General features: G+C 40.6%; 21 protein-coding genes. 17 read left to right on the forward strand and 4 right to left on the reverse strand.

The genetic code is table 11. The annotated features are described in order from the left end of the window. Window positions 1-44: 44 nt before the first annotated feature. Window positions 45-737, forward strand: coding sequence for a 5'-methylthioadenosine/S-adenosylhomocysteine nucleosidase (gene mtnN / locus AAGS61_RS12640; protein WP_391372304.1), 693 nt, complete (start codon window positions 45-47; stop codon window positions 735-737). A 243-nt stretch (window positions 738-980) separates the two neighbouring features. Here mtnN and sigK read toward each other — a convergent pair whose 3' ends face one another. Further along, entirely contained in the window at window positions 981-1,667 is a 687-nt protein-coding gene (gene sigK / locus AAGS61_RS12645; protein WP_391372689.1) for an RNA polymerase sporulation sigma factor SigK, read from the reverse strand. A gap of 151 nt (window positions 1,668-1,818) precedes the next feature. Beyond that, complete coding sequence (pssA, locus tag AAGS61_RS12650; protein ID WP_391372307.1) at window positions 1,819-2,358, reverse strand: CDP-diacylglycerol--serine O-phosphatidyltransferase; 540 nt, start codon at window positions 2,356-2,358, stop codon at window positions 1,819-1,821. A 152-nt stretch (window positions 2,359-2,510) separates the two neighbouring features. On the opposite strand from pssA, the gene AAGS61_RS12655 reads away from it, so the two are divergent. From AAGS61_RS12655 to AAGS61_RS12710, 12 genes are all read left to right on the forward strand, one after another. Next, complete coding sequence (locus tag AAGS61_RS12655; RefSeq protein ID WP_391372310.1) at window positions 2,511-3,293, forward strand: phosphatidylserine decarboxylase; 783 nt, start codon at window positions 2,511-2,513, stop codon at window positions 3,291-3,293. Next, window positions 3,293-3,841 carry a YqeG family HAD IIIA-type phosphatase gene (locus AAGS61_RS12660; protein WP_391372313.1) on the forward strand — a complete coding sequence of 183 codons (549 nt, stop codon included), beginning with the start codon at window positions 3,293-3,295 and terminating at the stop codon, window positions 3,839-3,841. Before AAGS61_RS12655 ends, AAGS61_RS12660 begins: the two co-directional genes overlap by 1 nt. Before the next feature lie 90 nt (window positions 3,842-3,931). Beyond that, window positions 3,932-5,035, forward strand: coding sequence for a ribosome biogenesis GTPase YqeH (gene yqeH, locus AAGS61_RS12665; RefSeq protein ID WP_391372316.1), 1,104 nt, complete (start codon window positions 3,932-3,934; stop codon window positions 5,033-5,035). Window positions 5,036-5,074: 39 nt separating this feature from the next. Further along, entirely contained in the window at window positions 5,075-5,905 is an 831-nt protein-coding gene (gene aroE, locus AAGS61_RS12670) for a shikimate dehydrogenase (protein ID WP_391372319.1), read from the forward strand. Window positions 5,906-5,910: 5 nt separating this feature from the next. Next, window positions 5,911-6,216 carry a ribosome assembly RNA-binding protein YhbY gene (gene yhbY / locus AAGS61_RS12675; RefSeq protein ID WP_391372322.1) on the forward strand — a complete coding sequence of 102 codons (306 nt, stop codon included), beginning with the start codon at window positions 5,911-5,913 and terminating at the stop codon, window positions 6,214-6,216. 11 nt (window positions 6,217-6,227) lie between these two features. Beyond that, window positions 6,228-6,806 (forward strand): nicotinate-nucleotide adenylyltransferase, encoded by a 579-nt coding sequence (locus AAGS61_RS12680; RefSeq protein WP_391372324.1) that lies wholly within the window; start codon window positions 6,228-6,230, stop codon window positions 6,804-6,806. Beyond that, a complete protein-coding gene (yqeK, locus tag AAGS61_RS12685; protein WP_391372327.1) occupies window positions 6,784-7,347 on the forward strand; it encodes a bis(5'-nucleosyl)-tetraphosphatase (symmetrical) YqeK in 564 nt (187 codons plus the stop codon). Before AAGS61_RS12680 ends, yqeK begins: the two co-directional genes overlap by 23 nt. A 3-nt stretch (window positions 7,348-7,350) precedes the next feature. Continuing rightward, window positions 7,351-7,698, forward strand: a complete 348-nt coding sequence (gene rsfS, locus AAGS61_RS12690) for a ribosome silencing factor (RefSeq protein WP_391372330.1) — start codon at window positions 7,351-7,353, stop codon at window positions 7,696-7,698. Continuing rightward, complete coding sequence (locus tag AAGS61_RS12695; RefSeq protein WP_391372332.1) at window positions 7,695-8,432, forward strand: class I SAM-dependent DNA methyltransferase; 738 nt, start codon at window positions 7,695-7,697, stop codon at window positions 8,430-8,432. The genes rsfS and AAGS61_RS12695 overlap by 4 nt, the downstream gene beginning before the upstream one ends. A gap of 316 nt (window positions 8,433-8,748) precedes the next feature. Next, a complete protein-coding gene (locus tag AAGS61_RS12700) occupies window positions 8,749-9,351 on the forward strand; it encodes a helix-hairpin-helix domain-containing protein (protein ID WP_391372335.1) in 603 nt (200 codons plus the stop codon). Window positions 9,352-9,479: 128 nt separating this feature from the next. After that, window positions 9,480-10,055 (forward strand): ComE operon protein 2, encoded by a 576-nt coding sequence (locus AAGS61_RS12705; RefSeq protein ID WP_391372338.1) that lies wholly within the window; start codon window positions 9,480-9,482, stop codon window positions 10,053-10,055. Then, a complete protein-coding gene (locus tag AAGS61_RS12710) occupies window positions 10,033-12,324 on the forward strand; it encodes a DNA internalization-related competence protein ComEC/Rec2 (protein ID WP_391372340.1) in 2,292 nt (763 codons plus the stop codon). The genes AAGS61_RS12705 and AAGS61_RS12710 overlap by 23 nt, the downstream gene beginning before the upstream one ends. A 66-nt stretch (window positions 12,325-12,390) precedes the next feature. On the opposite strand, the gene AAGS61_RS12715 is transcribed toward AAGS61_RS12710, so the two are convergent. Next, the gene (locus AAGS61_RS12715) at window positions 12,391-12,561 is read right to left on the reverse strand and encodes a YqzM family protein (protein WP_391372343.1); all 171 of its coding nucleotides are present in this window, start codon (window positions 12,559-12,561) and stop codon (window positions 12,391-12,393) included. Between the two features lie 168 nt (window positions 12,562-12,729). Here AAGS61_RS12715 and holA point away from each other — a divergent pair, with 168 nt between their 5' ends. Next, on the forward strand, window positions 12,730-13,743 hold the full coding sequence (gene holA, locus AAGS61_RS12720; protein WP_391372346.1) for a DNA polymerase III subunit delta: 1,014 nt from the start codon (window positions 12,730-12,732) through the stop codon (window positions 13,741-13,743). 254 nt (window positions 13,744-13,997) lie between these two features. Here the strand turns inward: holA and rpsT are convergent, their stop codons facing one another. Further along, window positions 13,998-14,246, reverse strand: a complete 249-nt coding sequence (rpsT, locus tag AAGS61_RS12725) for a 30S ribosomal protein S20 (protein WP_391372348.1) — start codon at window positions 14,244-14,246, stop codon at window positions 13,998-14,000. Between the two features lie 164 nt (window positions 14,247-14,410). Here rpsT and gpr point away from each other — a divergent pair, with 164 nt between their 5' ends. From gpr to lepA, 3 genes are all read left to right on the forward strand, one after another. Next, on the forward strand, window positions 14,411-15,430 hold the full coding sequence (gene gpr / locus AAGS61_RS12730) for a GPR endopeptidase (protein WP_391372351.1): 1,020 nt from the start codon (window positions 14,411-14,413) through the stop codon (window positions 15,428-15,430). Between the two features lie 55 nt (window positions 15,431-15,485). Continuing rightward, entirely contained in the window at window positions 15,486-16,292 is an 807-nt protein-coding gene (gene spoIIP / locus AAGS61_RS12735) for a stage II sporulation protein P (RefSeq protein ID WP_391372353.1), read from the forward strand. A gap of 290 nt (window positions 16,293-16,582) precedes the next feature. Further along, window positions 16,583-18,409 (forward strand): translation elongation factor 4, encoded by a 1,827-nt coding sequence (gene lepA, locus AAGS61_RS12740; RefSeq protein WP_391372356.1) that lies wholly within the window; start codon window positions 16,583-16,585, stop codon window positions 18,407-18,409. Window positions 18,410-19,602 lie beyond the last annotated feature (1,193 nt).

A 19,602-nucleotide genomic window follows, 5' to 3' on the forward strand; every position in this document is an offset into this window, starting at 1 on the left:
TTGATTATGTTAAGTAGAGTGTTTTGAAATGGAGGAAATGACGAATGAAAATTGCTGTAATCGGTGCAATGGAGCAAGAAGTAGAGCTTCTACGTAACACACTAACAAATACAGAAACGCAAACAATTGCAAATAGCGAGTATACAACAGGTACTTATGAAGGAAAAGAAGTCATTCTTCTTAAAAGTGGAATTGGTAAAGTGAATGCAGCCATGTCTACAACAATTTTACTGGATACATTCAAGCCAGATGTTGTCATCAATACAGGCTCAGCAGGGGGCTATGATCCAGCGTTAGAAGTAGGGGCTGTTGTGATTTCAGATGAGGTACGTCATCATGATGTCGATGTCACAATTTTCGGCTATGAGATGGGGCAAGTGCCTCAACTGCCGGCTGGTTTTCAAGCGGATGCAAAATTAATGGAAGTCGCGAAAGAGGCGGTTATGGAAGTAGGGGAGCACCAATATGGTGTTGGTTTAATCTGTTCGGGTGACTCATTTATGAATGATCCTGTCCGTGTTGAGAAAGTACGCGAATACTTCCCACAAATGAAAGCGGTTGAAATGGAAGCAGCGGCAGTGGCCCAAGTTTGCCATCAGTTTGGCACGCCGTTCGTTGTGATTCGCGCATTATCTGATATTGCGGGCAAAGAGTCCAACATTAGCTTTGACGAGTTTTTACCAGTCGCAGCGAAGCACTCCACAGCGATTGTATTAAAAGCGATCGAAAAGCTTTAGGTAAGAAAGGTAAAGTGTTAAAAAACTCACAGTCTTTTTTTCTCTGACATGATACGATGATATCAATTACTGCGCCATAAAGCGGGATAAAATGAGTGCGTGGAGGAGGCATAAAGCATGGTTTTTTTAATGACAATAGCAATGGGAATTACAGCCGTACTAATGTTACTCATTACGGCAGATGTAGCAGAAAGTAAATATTAAAAAAAAGCGCGTTTAAAGCCAAAGCTTTAAATGCGCTTTTTAGGTTTGTTGATGCTTAAATTGTTGATACAGTTTGACAAGTGCTCGTTTTTCAATACGAGATACATAGCTTCTTGAAATAGAAAGCTGATTAGCAATTTCTTTTTGTGTTAACGGTCTGATGTTGTTTAACCCGTAACGTAACTTAATAATTTCAAGTTCTCGCGCATCCAATACTTGTAAATATTTATAGAGTTGTTGATGGCGTTCGCGTTCTTCGATTTGTTCAATCGTTGGTTTTTCATCGAATTGAAGTAAATCTCGAATTTGCAATGCTTGCCCGTCTTTATCTATACCAATAGGCTCGAATAAAGACACATCTTTTTGTACTTTTTTCTGTGCACGTAAATGCATTAAAATCTCATTTTCGATACAACGTGCAGCATAAGTGGCGAGCCGTGTTTTTTTGTTTGGCGTAAAACTAGCTACGGCTTTCATTAAGCCAATTGTGCCGATTGAAATATAGTCATCTAATTGCTCATGCGGCGGGTGGAACTTTTTTACAACGTGTGCAACAAGTCGCATATTGCGTTCGATCAATTCAAGTCGTGCTTGCTCGTCGCCTGCTAAAAAACGTTCAAGTACTTGCTGTTCTTCTTCGCGTGTGAGCGGTTTAGAAAATGCCTGCCCCTTTAAATAACCAACAAGTGAAGGGAAGTCTAGCCACAGCTGAAGAAGTGAAAGCATGATGCCCACAACAGCCATCCTTTCCTTTTTTTCAGTATATGTCGAAAGGTGGCGTAAAATGAAAGAAGCCGTCTAAAAGACAATTTAAGACGGCTTTTTTGCGACGAAGATGGTGTCCGAACAGTCTTCACTTTCTGAACACCTCTTCCTATTAGACTTTCTTTAATGTGAATGTACTAATCATTAGGATAGCTAAAACCGGGAAGAAAAACATGTAAAAGACCGGTGACACAACATGTGCAAAGAAGAATGAAAAGGTAAGCAGTGTACCAGCAGCGGTAATAGGTAAACCGACAAAATAGCCAGTCGATTCCATTACGTTAAAGCGAGCTAAGCGAAGCGCACCACAAGCGATGTATAAAATCGTCATAAACATTCCGGCAACACCAAAATCCATTAATGCGATTTCATACATTAATAGGGCTGGGGCTACACCGAACGATATAATATCGCCCATCGAATCAAGCTGTTTTCCTAATTCGGATTCTTGATTATATTTTCTTGCTACTTTGCCATCATAGCGGTCTAAAAACGCGGCAATAAAAATAAATAAAACACTATAACTATACAACTCGTTTAATGTGGCCATAATGGCAGCTCCACCAAACGACATGTTTAATATTGTAATTAAATTGGCAACGTTTGATTTAATTTTCTTCAAGGTGACATCGACCTTGTGGAGAAGAAACATAGGAAACACTCCTTTGCACTTTACTATTATTTTATTATACTCTGAAATGAACAAAGATGGAAAGCGGATCTCTATCAATTATAAGAAAACTACTTTTCATCACATGAAATAACATTTATAATTACTTTTTATTATATCATGGGGGTACTTGGATGAAAGAAAGAATTTATCAAGGGATGATTGAACTTACTAACGGCAGGGGCAGCTCAGCCTTCTTGAAAAAAATTGCAACATCACCATATAGTAAAAAGCTTATTCGTAGCTACAGTAAAGTATACGAGATTAACATAGATGAGGTTTCAAAAAATATAGAGAGTTTTACAAATCTGCATGAATTTTTTACCCGTTCATTAAAGCTAGACGCACGTCCCATTGCCCAAGGTGCAACGGTATTTGCGAGTCCCGTCGATGCAAAAATTGAGGCGTTTGGTGATATTATTGATAGTATGACATTAACGGTAAAAAATAAACCTTATTCGCTCGTCGATTTACTTGGCAGTGAACGAATGGCAGCGAACTACCGAGACGGAAAATATATTGTGTTTTACTTAAGTCCAGCTGATTATCATCGTATTCATAGCCCAATTGATGCGGAAGTAGTTCGGCAATATGTGTTAGGACAAAAATCGTATCCGGTCAATCGACTTGGCTTAACGTACGGCAAGAAACCGATTAGCCATAATTATCGTATGATTAGTGAGCTGGCATATTCCCCGCATCGCCAAGCCGCATTCATTAAAGTGGGTGCTACGTTTGTCAATTCCATTCAGTTAACAAATGTAACAGACGTTTGGACAAAGGGCGAAGAGGTTGGGTATTTTACATTTGGTTCAACAGTTGTCATGTTATTCGAAGAAAATGCAATTGAGTTTCATGAAAATGTTGTACAAGGCTATCCTATTCGTATGGGTGAAGCGTTTGCAAATATGTTATAATGTTAAATTATGAACGTAAGGGAGATTTTGGTTTGTATAATTTCTTATTGCCAGATGAATTTGTATCGACAGTATACGAAATAACACCTGAAAAGCTAAAAGCACAAGGAATACGCGGCGTAATTACAGATTTAGATAATACACTAGTCGAGTGGGATCGTGCCGACGCGACAGAAGAACTTGCAGCGTGGTTTAAAATGATGCAAGAAGCTGGTATTCGTATTGTGATTGCATCCAATAATAACGAGGAACGTGTAAAAAGCTTTGCGGAGCCTTTAGGTATTCCGTATATTCATCGAGCGAAAAAACCACTAGGCAGTGGCTTTTACCAAGCACTTGTAAGCTTAAAATTAAAGCGTGAAGAAGTCGTGATGGTAGGCGATCAACTATTAACAGATGTCATGGGTGCAAAACGTCAAAAACTGTACACGATTTTAGTCCGTCCGGTTGCCCAGTCGGATGGCTTTGTGACGCGCTTCAATCGTTTTGTCGAGCGTCGTGTGTTTAATGATTTAAAACGAAAAGGGATTAAAACTTGGGACAAATAAGAAGTAGTATTTTGTTATTTGTCCATAAGTGAGGACAGCATTTTGCGCCATTTGGCACAAGATGTGTGTTACTAAGGAGGATTTACAATAATGAACGAAATGCCAAATTGTATTGGCTGTGGAGCAGTAATTCAAACAGAAGATCAAACGGCGGTAGGGTATGCGCCTGTCTCATCCCTCGAAAAAGAAACAGTGATTTGTCAACGCTGTTTTCGTTTAAAAAATTACAATGAAATTCAACCAGTTAGCTTAACGGATGACGATTTTTTACGCATTTTAAACGGCCTTGGACAGCAAGAAGGCTTAATCGTAAAAATTGTTGATATTTTTGACTTTAATGGTAGTTGGTTGCCGGGACTTCACCGCTTTGTAGGGAAGAATCCTGTATTGCTTGTTGCCAATAAGGCAGACTTATTGCCGAAATCAGTAAAAGCAAATAAAGTGATTAACTGGTTAAAACGTGAAGCAAAAGCGCTTGGTTTAAATCCAGTAGATGTCATGCTTGTGTCAGCGCATAAAGGCAAAGGGATGGCTGAAGTCGTCGATGCCATTGAATCGCATCGTAATGGGAAAGATGTATTTGTTGTAGGCTGTACAAATGTGGGGAAATCCACATTTATTAACCGCATTATTAAGCGTGCGACAGGGGAGGGCGAAGTCATTACGACGTCTCATTTCCCAGGCACAACGCTTGATATGATTGAAATCCCACTTGATGATGGATCAGCGCTGTATGATACACCGGGCATTATTAACCATCACCAAATGGCACATTACTTAGATGCGTCTGAGTTAAAATATATTATGCCGAAAAAAGAAATTAAACCAAAAGTGTATCAGCAAAATGAGGGACAAACATTATTTATCGGTGCACTTGCCCGTTTTGATTTTGTAAAGGGCGAGCGTTCGGCATTTACAGTACATGTAGCAAATGATTTACCAATTCACCGAACAAAGCTTGAAAAGGCAGATACTTTATATGCAGAGCATAAGGGTGAGCTGTTAGCACCACCGACAGCACAGCATATCGATCAACTACCAGAGCTTGTTCGCCATGAATTTTCGATTAAAGAGGGAAAAACAGACGTTGTATTCTCTGGGCTTGGCTGGATTACGGTGCAACATGCCAATGTTGTCGTGGCCGCTTATGCACCAAAAGGCGTACAAGTATTCATTCGCCCGTCGTTAATTTAATTGTAAGTTGTACAAGTCATGTGAAAAGGATGAGTGTAGATGAAAAAATGGTTTGCGGTGATTGGAGATCCGATTGCACAATCTAAATCTCCAGACATGCATAATGCATGGTATATGGAAGCAGGTGTGGACGCGGCGTATATTCCCGTTCATGTGAAACCTGAACATTTAGAGCAGGCGGTGGCATCGTTTAAGCTACTTGGCACAAGTGGCTGGAACGTTACGATTCCCCATAAACAAACAATCATTCCATTTTTAGATGAGTTAGACGAGTTAGCAGAGAAAATGGGCGCCGTGAATACCGTTGTACGGACAGCAGAAGGCAAATTAAAAGGCTACAATACAGACGGTGTAGGTTTTGTTCGGTCGCTAGAAGAAGCGGTCGGGACAACTCATCGTGATGAGCCTTTGCTGTTAATCGGTGCTGGTGGTGCGGCGCGCGGGATTGCGTTTGCGCTGCAACAAGCAGGCTATACAAAGATTACGATCGCCAATCGTACAGTCGCAAAAGCGCAAGCGATTATTGATGAGCTGCAAACAGGTCATGCAATATCGATGCAAGAAGCAGAAAGTGCGCTTCATACATTTAAAATATTTGTGCAAACAACACCAGCAGGGATGACAACAGGGGATTTTGACTTACCATTTTCCCTTGAAAAGTTCCCGACAGGCGCAATTGCGGCAGATATTGTGTATAATCCATTAATGACGCCTTTTTTACTCGCGGCTGAGGAAAAAGGGGCGAAAATTGTGAACGGACTTGGTATGTTCGTGCACCAAGGGGCGATAGCGTATGAGCATTGGCTCGGCTCGTCCCCAAATACAAATGCAATGATTGCTCATCTGACAGAGCAATTAGGAGGAAAATAATTTTTATGTTAACAGGTAAACAAAAACGTTTTTTACGTGCTGAGGCACATCATTTAGATCCGATTTTCCAAGTAGGGAAAGGTGGCGTAAACGATGCGATGTTACGCCAATTACATGACGTATTAGAAGTACGTGAATTAATTAAAGTGCGTATTTTAGATAATTGTGAAGAAGATAAGCATGATGTAGCGCAAGAATTAGCTCGTGGCACGCGTGCCGAATTAGTTCAATTAATTGGTTTAACAGTCGTGCTGTATAAAGAATCGCGCAATAACAAAAAAATCATACTACCAAAAGCAAATAAAAAGTAAGGTGAGGCTAGATGAAAAAGGTCGGTATTTTAGGTGGTACATTTAATCCACCGCATATCGGACATTTAATGATGGCAAATGAAGCTTATCATGTATTAGGGTTAGATGAAGTGCGCTTTATGCCGAATGCCGTTCCACCACATAAGGAATCGAGCGGGGCAACAGACGAACAGCGGAAAAAAATGGTGACGCTTGCGATTGCGGACGTGCCGTATTTTGTACTGGAAACGTTTGAACTGAGGCGAGGTGGTTTATCGTATACATATGATACGATGCAGGCACTGACAAAATCTGAACCGAATGTGCAATTTTATTTCATCATCGGCGGTGATAGTATTGATTCTCTTCACACATGGTACTGTATTGATCAATTGGTACACATTGTACAATTTGTCGGGTTTAAGCGACCAGGAAGTGAAGGAACGACACATTATCCGATGACGATGGTGGATGCACCTCAAATCGACCTTTCATCTACTTTACTGAGAGAACGTCTCGCTCGTGGCGGTACGGTTCGTTATGTAGTACCGAAGCAAGTAGAGGCATTTATTCGAAAGGAAGGGTTATATGGAGCGAGAACATTTGCTTGATTATATCCGTCCACGAATGCCAGAAAAGCGTTATATTCATACGCTTGGTGTGATGGAAACAGCGATAGCGCTGGCAAATCGCTATGGTGAAGATGTTAAAAAAGCTGAAATGGCAGCGATTTTACATGACGTAGCAAAATTTGAAGATGAAGAAGGCATGCGCGATATTGTGCGTCACAATGGGTTAGATGGGCACTTAATTCCATGGGGTGCTGAAATTTTACATGGCCCCATTGCCGCGTATCGTGCAGAGCATGAGTTAGGCATTCAAGATGAAGATGTATTAAATGCGATGCGTTACCATACGACGGGACGAGTAAATATGAGCAAATTAGAGCAAATTATTTATATTGCCGATATGATTGAACCGAATCGCAAATTTAATGGGGTAGAGGCGTTACGTGAAGTAGCGAAGGAAGACTTAACAAGAGCAATGCGTGCATGCATTTATCATTCTGTGAAGTTTTTAGTCGATACGGAACAAGCGATTTATCCGCTATCAATTGAGTGTTATAACCACTATTTAGGAGAGGAACTTTAATATATGAACGAAACGTTATTACAAATTTCTTATAAAGCAGCAGACGATAAACACGCGGAGGATATCGTGGTGCTAAACATGCAAGGGATTTCTTTGCTAGCAGATTATTTTATCATCTGTCACGGGAATTCTGACCGTCAAGTACAAGCGATTGCACGTGAAATTCAAGAAAAAGCAGAAGAGAATGGCTACGAAGTAAAACGTGTGGAAGGGCTTGATTCAGCTCGCTGGGTGTTAGTTGACCTTGGAGATGTAGTGGCACACGTATTCCATAAAGATGAGCGTGGATTCTACAATTTAGAACGTTTATGGGGAGACGCACCTCAGTTAGAAGTGCCGGGAAATGAATGAGTAGCTACGAACGTTTTGCCTATGTGTATGACGAACTCATGACAGATATTCCATATGATGAATATGTTGAATGGATTCAATTGCATGCACCGATCACAGAATATCCGACACTATTAGATATCGGCTGTGGAACAGGTACGCTAACAATGAAGCTATATGACGCAGGGTATAAAGTGAGTGGCATTGACCTTTCGGAGGAAATGTTATCCGTTGCACAAGCACGTGCGCAAGAAAATGGAAAAGCCATTCCTTATTTTGCGATGTCTATGGATAAGCTAGAAGGTTTTCATGCATTAGATGTAGCAATTATTCCGATCGATTCTATTAATTATGTAACAGAGGAAGTTGCTGTTTTTGAGACATTAAAACGTACTTATGAGGCATTGCGTCAAGGTGGGCAACTATTTTTTGATGTGCATTCCTTATTTAAAATGGACGAAATCTTTTTAGATGGTCCGTTTACATATGATGATGGGCGTGTGACGTATATTTGGCATACGGAACCAGCAGAGCATGAACACTCCGTCTATCATCAAATGAGTTTCTTTGTGGAAACGGAAAACGGCTTATACGAGCGTTTTGACGAGGAACATTTACAGCGTACATTTTCCGTAGAACAATATGTCAAGTGGCTACAAGAACTTGGTTTTACTGAAGTACATGTAACAGCCGATTGGTCATTCGAAGCACCTGAAGAAGAAAGTGAACGTATTTTTATCCGAGCAGTAAAATAATCGAGAATGGGGGTGTCCAAACAGTTTTTACTTTCTGGACACGCCCGTTTTTTATTTACAGTCAGTTCATCTTCTAGCAGAGCGATTGACTGTAAAATCGGACGGAGCTTACATTTTGACGGGAAAATGTAGGCTTTTGCCCGGATGTGGTAACTTTATGCCCGTATGCTCCGACGTTATAATAAGAAATTAGCTAATTCCCCCTTTTAAAAAGACGGAATATTTTGTATATTAAAAGAGACTCCATATGATGTTGCCTTCTAGATGAAAGGGTGTTTGCGTTATCCAGAATCTAATTGCAAAGTATGGAAAAAGAGTGCTGCTGCCTAGCATTCTTTGTGTCACTGGTATTATCGCATTTACATTTTTACGTGAAGAGGAAGAACCTTCTTTTGAATTCATTACTGAAGTGGAACAGGAGCCGATTGAAGTCGTTGCACAAGAAATAGAAGTGGAACAGCAACCACAGCGCATTTTAGTCGATGTGAAAGGCGCAGTGAACTATCCCGGGGTGTATGAATTGACGGAAGCAGATCGCGTTGTCGATGCTATTAAGCTAGCGGGTGGCTATGTAGACGGTGCAAATGCGCAGCTTATTAATCATGCACAAAAGCTGCAAGACGAAATGGTCATTTATATTCCGCTTGAGGGACAAGACACGGAGCTAGACATGCAACAGTTTATTAGTAGTGCTAGTAGTTCCAGTGCTGACAGCTCTAGTAGTGGGAAAGTAAATATTAATACAGCGGATGAAACGCAACTGACAACGCTCCCTGGAATTGGACCTGCTAAAGCAAAGGCCATTATCGCTCACCGAGACGAGCACGGAAAATTTCAGGCAATCGACGGATTAAAAAATGTTACAGGAATTGGGGATAAAACATTTGAACAGTTGAAAGATTTGATTGACATAAAGTAAAACGGCAATTAGCGGGCGTTTTACTTGCCCGTTCATGCAGGATATAAATAGTAATTGAAAAATTGAGACATTGCCACGCGCGCACATTTTGACTAAACTATCAATAAGACAACATTGGAGGTAGTCATATGGAGCGAATTACATGGGATCAATTTTTCATGGCACAAAGCCATTTATTAGCATTACGAAGCACATGTACGAGATTAGCAGTTGGTGCAACGATCGTGAGGGAAAAACGTATTATTGCCGGCGGTTATAATGGCTCCATTTCGGGTGATGAACACTGTATCGATCAAGGGTGTTATGTAGTCGATAATCATTGTGTGCGCACAATTCACGCTGAAACAAACGCCTTATTACAGTGTGCCAAATATGGTACACCAGCGAACGGTGCAGATCTTTACGTTACACATTTCCCATGTCTACCGTGCACGAAAACGATTATTCAAGCGGGTATTAAAAATGTGTACTATGCGAAGGATTATAAAAACAATCCATATGCCCTAGAGCTATTCCAAAAAGCAGGGGTGCATGTCGTACATATTCCGTTTGACGATGCCAAAATTGACTTTTTAAAAGATGAAAAGTTCCAATTAGCGCTCGACATGCTGCAAAAAATGCGTGAGCTTGGTGTTTCGGTAGAAGAATTGGCCCCTTATGAGGAGAAGGTGAACCAATTATTTGGTAAATTGCTTAAAGCATAAGTGGATGTACTATGCCTTATCGGTTTTAGTTGCTGCAGTAGCAGCACATGAATCGGTAGGGCTTTTGTGTTTTTTAGGGGGAATAAGTGCTTGGTGTTGGTACCGAGGGTTTCAAAAAGTGCATGTCGTTGCAGTAATCGTGACGGGGCTACTGACATGTAGTTATGTTAGCTGGCAGTTAGCAAAGTTAGAAAAGCCGCTAGTATTTCCGACAACTATGATATTTACAGATACGTACAGTATAAACGGAGCCACGTTAAGGGGGCTGATGAAAGATGAGCAGGGACGGCTCGTATATATGGTGTACACATTTCAAACAGAAAGTGAGAAAAAAGCATATGAAAATACGCCGCTTGCTCGCACGGTCTTTTATGTAGAAGGAAGCATAGAGGAGCCGAGTAAACGCGCGCATCGCTACCATTTTGATATGAGCGACTATTTAAAAAGCAAAGGGGCAATTGGGATTGTAGACGTGTCAACGCTTCAACCGATTGGGCAGAACAAATCGGTTGTGCAGCGCATTTACGAGCAACGATTTATACTAAGTGGGCATATTGAGAGTGTGTTTCCAGCGTCACTAGCGGCAGAAGCACAAGCATTAATCGTTGGTGTGAAAGATCAAGTAGATCATAATATCAATCGCGCCTATCAGAAACTCGGGATTACCCATTTATTTGCGATTTCAGGTTTGCATGTAGCACTGTTATCACTACTATTTTTCCAAGGGATGCTAAGGCTACGTATAAGGCGCGAGTTTGCGACGCTTGCTTTAATTCTTATTTTACCGATATATGCTTTGCTCGCGGGCGGGGCGCCGTCTGTGTGGCGTGCTGTATCGGTCGTAGAATTTGTTATGTTGGCCCGCTATTTGAACTGGCGCCTGCCAATAGACGATGCATTAGCGATTAGCTTTATTGTATTCGTCATACTCCAGCCAGGCACGATTTATCAAGTCGGCTTTCAACTGTCTTATTTAGCGACGGCTAGCTTAATCTATTCGGGCCCTATTTTAGCGAGAGCAAGCTCGTGGTGGATGCAAGGATTTTTGATGACGTTTGTTTGTCAGCTCTTAACGTATCCGATTTTACTGTCTCATTTTTATGAGCTGAGCTTATCGTCATTTCTAGCGAATATTGTATTTGTGCCACTTTTCTCTGTTGTCGTATTACCTATAAATATCGCATTGCTTGTCATTTCCTTTATACCAGGTCCCTTTGCTAGTTGGTGCTTTGCCTTGTATGAGCCGGCGCGTTCATGGCTAACAGAAGTCATTTTATTTTTGCAAAATATCCCGTACCAAATGTGGGTAGCAGGGAAACCTTCAATCTTTTGGGTCATGATTTTATATAGCAGCGTTTTTGTGACATTTCTATTATTAACGAAAGGGGCGAGGCTTTGGAAAGTAGGCGGTGCTTTATTAATCCCTGCGCTCTTGTTTCAGCTGAGTCATTATGTAGAGCGAGATGTAATCGTCACGTTTATCAATGTTGGACAAGGGGACTGTATTTTAATTGAGCTGCCACACCGTCAAGCGATTTATATGGTGGATACGGGGGGCGTGCTGCGTTTTCAGCAAGAAGCGTGGAAGCAGCGAAATAATGCCTATGAGGTCGGTACGCAAATTGTACTCCCGTATTTAAAAGGAAAGGGCATTGCATCGCTCGATACATTGATCATTACACATGCAGATACAGATCATGTGGAAGCAGCAGAGGAAATTGTAAAAGAAATACGCATCGGAGAAATTCATATTACACCAGGGTCTCATACGAAAGAAGTCATGCGTGATTTGCTCAGTGAAGCGCAACGAAAACGTATACCGATTCAAGAACAAATAGCAGGCGCGGGTTGGCAAAAGGGAGAGGTAGTATTTCGTTATATATGGCCGATCGAGACACATTATGAAGGGAATAATGACTCCCTTGTTTTATTTATGCAGTATAAGGCGTTTACAGCGTTATTTACGGGTGATTTGGAGAAAGAGGGGGAACAAGACCTCCTTGTACGTGAAGGGGCTGAAATCGCCAATATAGACGTATTAAAAGCAGGGCATCATGGTAGTAAAACATCGAGTAGTGAAACATTTGTTGCACATGTGAATCCACGGTTAACGATTTTTATGGCGGGGCAAAATAATCGGTACGGGCATCCGCACGCAGAAGTCGTAGAACGATTCCGATCGCGCAATTTGCGGTATGTCGTCACAGGGGAGGAAGGGACGATAGAAGTGAAGGTGAATCAAAAGGGAATGAGTGTGCGTAAACAATAATGAAATAGTAAAAGGGCGTATCTTAAAAGATGTTGTTTTAAGATACGCCCTTTCGGATAAGTAAAATTAACGCATAGCTACTTCTACGATCATCGCGATGACGAACATAGTAACGAAGAAACCAGTTGACACGGCGAAACCGATAGCTGCATCAGGGAAGTCGTTGCCTTGCATTGCACGACCGCGGCCTTCGAATGGATTTTCAGTTACGTAATTTGGATCAGAATGTCCTGCCATAATTATCCCTCCTACTCTTGTTCAATTATAAGTCAATGCCTAGTAAAAAGCTATATACAAAGCGATAATTTCACGACTAGTCTGATAGCGATTTTGCCTTAAAATATTCACATTCCTCACGGTTAACGTGTATACTAGAACTTACAAAAATGAGAGGGGGCTCTGTCCGTGAGTTTTACAAAAGTATGGCAAAATATAAAGAGCGGGCAAATCGCACCTGTATATTTACTCGTTGGCGAAGAATCTTATTTCATTGATGAAACGGTCAAGCGTTTAAAAAAAGCAATGGGCAATGAAGAAGAAGCCGATATTATTCAATTTGATTTAGAGGAACAGCCGCTCGATTATGTCATCGATGAAGCAGACACGATTCCGTTTTTCACAGATCGTAAACTTATTATCGCCAAAAACGCCTCGTTTATGAAGGCAACGGAAAAAGGAAAAGAAAAAATTGACCATAATGTGGCGCGGCTTGAAACATGGCTCAGTAATCCAAGTGATACAGCCGTCACGGTATTTATCGCGCCGTATGAAAAATTAGATGAGCGAAAAAAAGTAACAAAGTTAATGAAGTTAAAAGCGCTAACGCTTGAAGCCGTCACGCCGCAAGAAAATGATTTATATGTATGGCTTCAAACAGAGGTACAAGCATACGGCAAAACGATCACAGAAGAAGCATCTGTGAAGCTTGTGGAGATGGTTGGGGCAAACATGCTACAGCTGCAAATGGAAATCGAAAAACTGGCGCTGTATTTAGGCGAAGAAGTAGAAATTGATGTCGCACTTGTGGAAGACTTAGTCGCGAAGACGCTTGAACATGATGCCTTTAAAATGCTGAAAGCGTATTTAGCTCACAATCAGGCAGAAGCTTTGTCGATTTATCACGATTTACTCCGTCAAAAGGAAGAGCCGATTGCATTAGTCGGTTTACTGGCCTCTAATATTCGAACGATGAGCAATGTGTTTTATTTAAGTAAAAAAGGCTACGCACAGCATCAAATTGCCAAGCATTTAAAAATCCACCCGTACCGTGTCAAAATGATGCTAGAGCAACGTCAGAAGCCGTCAGAGCATCGACTATTGCAAGCTTTATACAGTTTAGCAAACGTTGATTTACAATTAAAATCAGTAAGCGGCAATCGGGAACGTTTCCTTGAAATGTTTTTAATGAAGCCGTTATAAAGCCTCGAAAGCTTACAGAAAGATACCCCTTTCTGTAGGCTTTTTTTGAAAGATAAGAAAGTATAAAATTTTTCTAGTTTAAAGAGTGTCTAGCGTAAGCGCCCAGCCCCTCGTGACGTTTCGAAAGTCTCTTCGTGTGGCAAGCACACTGTGAGCCTTTCTCCAACGCATGTCGAGGCTAGAGAGGGCGCTTGCGCTTTTTCTTACATGTAAAAAGGTCGGATGCAAATGCATTCCGACCTTAAGCTTCATTATTAAGCTTTTTTAGCTAAACGTGATTTTTTACGAGAAGCTGCGTTTTTGTGGATAAGACCTTTAGAAACAGCTTTATCAAGAGCTTTAGAAGCAGCAACTACTAATTCTTGTGCGTTGTCAGCACCAGCAGCGATTGCTAGTTCAGCTTTCTTCACAGTTGTACGCATAGCAGACTTCGCTTGAGAGTTTGCTTCGTTTGCTTTAGCAGCAACTTTAACGCGTTTGATAGCAGATTTAATGTTTGGCATAACTTTCACCTCCTAATTATAGGTACGAGATGAGTATTTTCTCACTTATTTCATGTGTCAATACAACAAAAATCATTCTACCAAACGATAACGAGAATTGCAACACATAAATGCAAAGAATATTTACTTGACAGTTAGAACATACTAAAATTTGAGGTGAGAATATGACAGAAATCAACTGGAGTAGAACCGATTTAATCGATGAATCTGAGCAAGTTGTTGCCCATCAAACCCAGAAAAACAAGCGTACGCTCGAGGAAACAGCGGGTGTTATTTTAGAAGAATGGGATGAACAACGCGTCAAAGTGACGAGGGTGACAGTAAATGAGGAAGGCAGTAAGCAAATTGATAAAAAAGTGGGAACATATATCACATTATCTATTCCCTCTTTGACAGTAGACGATACAGACGGCTTACAGCAACTCGAAAAGGTGCTGTCAAAACATTTAAAATCTCTACACGAACCGCTAAAAATCGGTAAACAAGATCGAGTTTTAGTGATTGGTCTTGGCAATAAAACGATTACACCAGACGCCATCGGACCATTTGCTATTGATGCAATGCAAAGGCAATTTGAAGACGAGCGCAACGAACAATTTATTATGTATGCACCTGGTGTCACAGGACAATCAGGATTCGAAACGAAGGAGTTTGTCGAAGCGCTCGTCAATAAAATCAATCCGGCGCTCGTCATAGTGATTGATGCATTAGCGACTCGCTCAAGCGAACGACTATGCCGAACAATCCAAATAACAGACACAGGGATTCACCCAGGCTCTGGTGTAGGAAATGAACGAGCAGAAATTTCAAAGGAATCGCTCGGAGTGCCTGTCACGGCAATCGGTATTCCAACCGTGGTCGAGGCGACCGTACTATTAGCGGATGCCATTGATACGGTATTCCGTACAATTGCTGGGAAGATTGCAGAAAAAAATGCGCCTTCTAGTAAATTATCTGTCACATCATGGCAACCAAGTGCTTCTACCCCGATCGATTATGAACTAGTAAAACCTATTTTTGGTGAATGGTCCACTTGGACAAAAGCAGATCGTGTGCAATTATTGCAAGAAGTTTTTCATAGTCGAGAGCGTCTCATTGTCACACCGAAAGAATGTGATATTTGGTTGACACACTACGCTTTGCTCGCAAGCAATAGTTTATTTAGATGGATTAAAGCGACGTAAAAAATCGTTCTAAACGCATCATCTTCTCCATAGGATAGGGGGAGGAGATGGTGCTATGAATAATATAAAAGGATTTATACTATTTCTGTCGTTGCTATTTTTAATGCCCATCATTATTGGGCAATTGCCATTCCCGAATAATGAACATCTATCAGCCCCAGTACAAAAGGAACAAAAGCTTGTGTATGCTTCTACGAATCCGAGTCCTAGCCCTAATCTAGCTACTACCCCGACAGATAAACGTATTTTACTAGTATTTACACACTCCCATGAATCTTATAAGCCGATTGTGAAAGCAAACAGTGGCACGGAAGCCAATTATGATGAACAATTTAATATTTTTTCACTCCGTCAACAAATGGAGCAGTATTTTTTAACGCAAGGCATTGAGGCGAAAAGTTTAGAAGTCGACTTAATGGCAGAAAATTTAGCACAAGGCAAGAAAATTGCGCAAGCTTATCACACAGCGCGCCCGTTTATTGAAAAGGCGATTGCAACGGAGCCGTATGATTTAGTCATTGATTTTCACCGAGATTCAGTAGGGAAAAAGGGCACAACATTAGTGAATGGTGATACGAGTTATGCAAAAATAGCGTTTGTTGTCGGGATGGAACATGAAAATTATCGTTGGAATTTATCCCAATCTGAAAAGCTGCACGCCCATTTAAATGAACTCATGCCAGGCATTTCACGCGGTGTAATGAAGAAAGAAGGCGAAGGGGTAGATGGTGTCTACAATCAAGATTTAGCGAAAGAAATGATTTTAGTCGAGTTAGGTGGCATCGACAATACGGAGCAAGAATTAACACAAACACTCGATGTCTTGACAGAAGCGGTAGGGAAATTACTAGCGAGTGAGTAATTTTGTCTGCGAACAGAGAAAATGCTTTCATAATATAGAAATTCGTACATGTTTTGTACACTCCAACATTGCTAAAATGGGGTTTTCATTGCTATAATTCAGTATAGTTTAAATTCGTTCAGCCAAATGTTCACTGAGACAGCAGTGAAACGTAGAGCCTTTTAGCTCTTTTGGTGAGTTTAAGTACTTGCTGAATGAAGAGGGCGCCTTTGGTAATCAGTCTAGCGTGTTGCACCATGTACGTAGACATCTTAGCCGAGGCGGAATTGATATAGGAGTGGAACAAATACATGAACCGAGAAGAACGTTTAAAGCGTCAAGAGAATATCCGTAATTTCTCTATTATTGCGCATATTGACCACGGGAAGTCAACATTAGCTGACCGTCTTTTAGAATCAACAAAATCCGTTACACAACGTGAAATGAAATCGCAACTGCTCGATTCCATGGACTTAGAGCGTGAACGTGGAATTACGATCAAATTAAATGCTGTACAACTAAAATATACAGCAAAAGACGGGGAAACTTATACGTTCCACTTAATCGACACACCAGGACACGTCGATTTTACGTATGAAGTATCACGTTCATTAGCTGCTTGTGAAGGGGCTATTTTAGTCGTTGACGCTGCACAAGGCATTGAAGCGCAAACATTAGCGAACGTCTACTTAGCGCTTGATAATGACCTTGAGATTTTATCGGTCATTAACAAAATCGACTTACCAGCAGCAGATCCAGAGCGTGTACGCCAAGAAGTGGAAGATGTGATTGGGCTAGATGCATCAGAAGCAGTGCTTGCCTCTGCCAAAGCAGGTATCGGGATTCAAGACATTTTAGAGCAAATCGTAGAAAAAGTGCCTGCGCCAACGGGAGACCCAGAGGAGCCGCTACAAGCGCTGATTTTCGACTCTGTGTACGATGCGTATAAAGGGGTTATTATTTCGATTCGTATTATGAACGGTACAGTAAAAGCTGGCGATAAAATTAAAATGATGGCAACGGGTGCTGAGTTTGAAGTAATCGAAGTGGGTATCCACACACCAAAAGCGACACCGCAAAAAGAGTTAACAGTTGGGGACGTAGGGTACTTAACCGCATCGATCAAAAACGTAGCCGATACACGTGTGGGTGATACTGTTACTTCTGCTGTAAAACCAGCTGCAGAGCCGCTACCAGGTTATCGTAAATTAAACCCAATGGTATACTGCGGTCTATATCCAATCGATACAGCGAAGTACAACGATTTACGTGAAGCATTAGAAAAGCTAGAGTTAAATGACTCCGCGCTACAATACGAGCCAGAAACGTCTCAAGCACTAGGATTTGGTTTCCGTTGTGGTTTCTTAGGCTTATTACACATGGAAATTATCCAAGAGCGTATCGAGCGTGAGTTTAATATTGACTTAATTACAACGGCGCCATCGGTAATTTACGAGGTGCATATGACAGATGGTAGTTCGATTAAAATCGATAACCCTTCGATGATGCCAGATCCACAAAAGATTGATCGTATTGAAGAGCCTTATGTAAAAGCAATCATTATGGTGCCAAACGATTATGTTGGAGCGGTTATGGAGCTTTGCCAGCTGAAGCGCGGTAACTTCATTGGTATGGATTATATTGATACAACACGTGTGAGCATTCAATATGAAATGCCATTAGCAGAAATCGTCTATGATTTCTTCGATTATTTAAAATCAAATACAAAGGGCTATGCTTCATTTGATTACGAATTAATCGGCTACAAGCCATCGAAGCTTGTGAAAATGGATATTTTACTAAACGGTGAAACAGTCGATGCACTCAGCTTCATCGTGCATCGCGACTTCGCATATGAGCGCGGTAAAGTCATCGTAGAAAAACTAAAAGAACTAATCCCTCGTCAACAATTCGAGGTACCAGTGCAAGCGGCGATCGGTCAAAAAATTATTGCTCGCTCAACAATTAAATCAATTGGTAAAAACGTATTAGCAAAATGTTACGGCGGTGACATTTCGCGTAAACGTAAATTACTTGAAAAGCAAAAAGCCGGTAAAAAACGCATGAAGCAAGTAGGATCGGTTGAAGTTCCACAAGAAGCATTTATGGCTGTATTGAAGATGGATGATACGAAGTAAATTCAAGCATAGAGTATTGCAATGGTGCAATGCTCTATGTTTTTTTGTGTAAAATTTTGAAAATAACCTGAACTACGAAAACATAAAATGATTTTCAGCTAAAATAAAAAGCCTGTTTATGCGATTTGGCGAAATCGATATACAACATATTTAAAAATAAGTGCCAGAACAGGACTATTTACCTGATTTGGCGCTTATTTAAGATTAAGTTGTATGTCAAAATCGATGAATGGAGATTTTGGTGTTTTTTAATGTGGAGGGTAAATGTTTTTTGGTAAAAAATTTTGAGTTGGAATTAAATTTTGTTGTGAACGATAGGAATGTATTATTTTTGGGAGCAGCTGTATGAAAAGGTATGTACAGGTCATTTTTATTGGCGACTTATTTTGAGCGAAAAAGGTTTGATTATGTTTGTTTTTTATTCGAATTGGAGGCGTATTCGTACAATTCTCGACCTTTACAGTAAAAACTTTTAGTGAAATTATGTTTTATTTGTTACAGAAGTTCTGTATATTGAGCCTATTTTTTAATGAAAATGTGCATTTTTGGGGCTAAAATCCATGTAGGAATAGTTGATATGATAGTGTTTAGATATAGGTTTTTATTTAAACCTCGAGAATTAAAAAAATTCTTTACAAGCTTTACGCACACAAAGAACACAATTTTCCCTAGCCAAATGAACATTCCCTTTACCACTATACGTATCCCTTCAACTTTTTCAAACGTAAAAATGGCGCATACTAGGCGAGTCGCGAGCAATCATCGGTATAGGTAGCTGAAAATATTGGTGAAATTACAGGCTATACAAATTGAATTAAAGGACATTTATTATGATAGATTAACAAGCAAGATTCACACGCATTTGGGCCTAAAAAATAGCGCATTTTAGAGAGGCATGTCTTCCCGTAAAGAGGTGGAGACATGTCTTTCTTATGTGGTTGTTCATATAAAATTACATGTTCCTATTCATCAAGAATCAGACCCGTCCCTTTTGACATGGATCTATTTTGTGAAACGGCATAATCAGCAAGTAAAGAATCCCTCGTTCATTGGACTAGGGGAGGCGAGTGCAGCTGTCAGTTATGGCCCACCGAAAAGCGCCTAGTCGGAACAATTTTCAGGCTGAATTGTTGTTTATATTAGTACACACAAAATTAAGAAAATTTTGTAAATTAATTATAAAATTTGTTATA

Source organism: Lysinibacillus sp. KU-BSD001, from assembly GCF_042920265.1.
Lineage (GTDB): Bacteria > Bacillota > Bacilli > Bacillales_A > Planococcaceae > Lysinibacillus_B.